The sequence below is a fragment of the Vibrio sp. MarTm2 genome (assembly GCF_027587055.1).
In the GTDB taxonomy this organism is placed as follows: domain Bacteria; phylum Pseudomonadota; class Gammaproteobacteria; order Enterobacterales; family Vibrionaceae; genus Vibrio; species Vibrio sinaloensis_D.
This window is the reverse complement of the sequence record NZ_JAPPTK010000032.1, coordinates 1-2615: the sequence shown is the minus strand read 5'-3', so window position 1 is coordinate 2615 and position 2615 is coordinate 1. Positions and strand designations below refer to the sequence as shown.

Sequence of the window (2615 nt, the reverse complement as noted above, 5' to 3'; positions counted from 1 at the left end):
CCTTTTTCAGAAGGTTAAGACTTGTATACGACAACCAAACCATTAAGATTGCCAGTAAGTTTAGAGAAACTGTTACTTCATTAACATTCACACTTATCGGTACTTCAACTCCAAAAGAAAAGGCTAAGGAAAAGTTAGGTGTTTCTATGCCTATCATCTGAATTAAATAAAGAACGATCATTAACTTAAATACCCAAAGCTTCTTTTTTAACAACCCGTAAAAACTAGACAAGTTCAAGCTTAACATCACTAAAACAATTGCAAATGTGAGAAAAAGACTCGAAGAGCTCAATTGATTTACTTGGGCAAGCAAGGTAAATAGTAGAAACAGAGTAACTGCAACAGATATACCCTGCAAAAACAGCAAGAACTTTGTTCTTTTTAAATGATTTTCAAACAATTTTATATTTTCTCCTTGAGGGCTAACGCCCAATTAAGGGGTGAGCCACGCGACCACGACACTCGATTTGAACGCCTTAAACACTGAACTTGACCCAGACCAAAAATGCCAAGCGTGGGGAATCCCTCTTAAATTGTTTGTTATGTTTACCACAACTACATGATTTAATTGAGAAAGAACTGCGATTTCTAACGATTTTTCTGAGCTAGACCACAACGCAAGAACCAACTTGACCACCAAAGGCGATAAACCAACAACAAGTCATTCCACTTCCCTGCCCAATGAGGCAACCCGACGAAGTAACAACAAGCGCCCTTTCTTTCCAACCACAGCGTAAGACAATGCCAAATTGCCGAGGCAACTGCCAAGCCGAAATGCTGATTGACCAAGAACCTAAAAGCGACTTTAAGTCAGAGAAACCAAAACCTAGCCAGCTCGACCTGAAAATGAAGCAACCCACGAATATTGGCATGTTTTATAGCCGAAGAAACTCAAGAACTTAGACCGACAATGTTGATTTGCTGAGGCAACTCGGACGAATGGCCAAGGGGGCAAAGAACAGAGATCGAAGAGTTTTTAAGCCATTGAAATACAAGTAAACATAACGCCGAGTTAAGTGGTGAACAACGCCAACCACCAAACTTAAACCAAAACTGCTAAGCGTTGTGAGTCCGCCTTAAACGCCTTGTTAGGTATATTGCTAAGTACTAGTTGCTATGAATCAAACTTAATGGTCTCCCTTTAGAATCAGTGAAATTGTTGCAAACTCCGATCCTAATGGTGTCTACAATCCACCAAATACCAAATCCACCACCAGTCAAAAACATCAATATACCTGTACCAATTTTTCCATATACAAATCTGTGTATACCTAACCAACCTAAGAGTAAACAGACAAAGAAGGCTACCACACCATCTGAACTTCGACGCGTAGTAGCTCTGGTGGGAATAAACTCTTGTTTATATTTACAAGCACCACATACATTCGCGGTCTCCGGCATTTCCTGACCACAATTTCGGCAAAAAACATTCATATGTCACTAATTATCCTTAAAGTAATTCTTCTTCCATATACCTAACGCCTTGTTAACGGGCGACAACGCTTTACCACCCAACTAAAAATCTGCGCCCTAAACACAGAAGCCGATTTGCATGAAAGTGGCCAAGCGTTAGGAGTCCCTGTTGAACAATTTGTTATGTAATCACAAACACGGACTTTATTCTTGCCTTCAGACTACTAAAAACGTCCTTTCACTCAAGGTTCTTTTGATGGAATTGAGTGCGAAAGCCAAATTCGAAGTGGGGGAGTTACAACGATTTCAGGGCAATGAATTTCAGCGCGTGACTTTGCTTTTGAACCTGAGAAACAAGCCGAAATGAGCTTTCCAAGCGAAAAGCACTGTCGTTGACCTTGAATCATTGCGAAGAAGCCAACCCAAAACGCTGAACCAATAACTTAAGACTAGCGGAGTAGTTTGGCTTTTCGAAGAACTAAATATTATAGAAAATCAGCCTGTTACATAACGCCCTGTTAAGGGGTGAGCAACGCAATACCAATGCCGCCGCATACCACCTTAAACGCTAAAACCTACGCAAAGTAAAAATGCCACGCGTTGCGAATCCCTCTTGAACAGTTTGTTAGCTTGATGATTTCCCCAGAAGTTTATTATTTATTTCAACGACTCCGAAGAATAAGATTACCCCTATAACTCCATTTAACACAGCCAAAGCCGATGGAATAAAGAAGGTTGAAAGCTCTTTAGCGTTCACCGCAGGCACCAATATAAACTTAACGTTGCATAAGTACCAAAGTAGAACAGGTAGCACCGAATAAGTACACCCTAGAACACGACTATACAGGCTTAAACTTGATTCCTTCAAAAACGCAGACACAAATCGAAATACCGTAAAAAAACCGGCACTACCTAGCAAGAAGGTACCAAGCACACCGGTAGCAAAACCAATAATTAATAGGTTTTCGCTTATATATAATTCCTGTAGTGCGGTAACGCCTAACAGCAAAGAAATAATTGATGTTACTCGGTAAGCCTTAATTTGTCTGATCCTCATTATTTCTCCTCAGAAAGCTAACGCCGCGTTAAGTGGTGAACAACGCCAACCACCAAACCTAAGCCATTGTACCTTAAACACTTAAGTTAACTTGAACTGAAATCGCCAAGCGTTGTGAATCCCTCTTAAATTGCTTGTTATATTA

The 2615-nt window shown here is 40.4% G+C and carries 3 protein-coding genes; all 3 read right to left on the bottom strand.

Annotated features, from left to right (window positions below; translation table 11 throughout):
• The coding region (locus OH458_RS21860) for a hypothetical protein (RefSeq protein WP_269979843.1) at nt 1-400 on the bottom strand (400 nt) is incomplete at its 3' end.
• Between the two features lie 707 nt (nt 401-1107).
• Nucleotides 1108-1401 (bottom strand): TM2 domain-containing protein, encoded by a 294-nt coding sequence (locus OH458_RS22165; protein WP_219624326.1) that lies wholly within the window; start codon nt 1399-1401, stop codon nt 1108-1110.
• 637 nt (nt 1402-2038) lie between these two features.
• The gene (locus OH458_RS21855) at nt 2039-2470 is read right to left on the bottom strand and encodes a hypothetical protein (protein WP_269979842.1); all 432 of its coding nucleotides are present in this window, start codon (nt 2468-2470) and stop codon (nt 2039-2041) included.
• Between the last annotated feature and the right edge of the window lie 145 nt (nt 2471-2615).

What these genes read in the sequence shown, in the direction of transcription:
- OH458_RS22165 (WP_219624326.1), bottom strand. Translation starts at nt 1,401, where the DNA reads ATGCCGGAGACCGCGAATGTATGTGGTGCTTGTAAATATAAACAAGAG.
- OH458_RS21855 (WP_269979842.1), bottom strand. Translation starts at nt 2,470, where the DNA reads ATGAGGATCAGACAAATTAAGGCTTACCGAGTAACATCAATTATTTCT.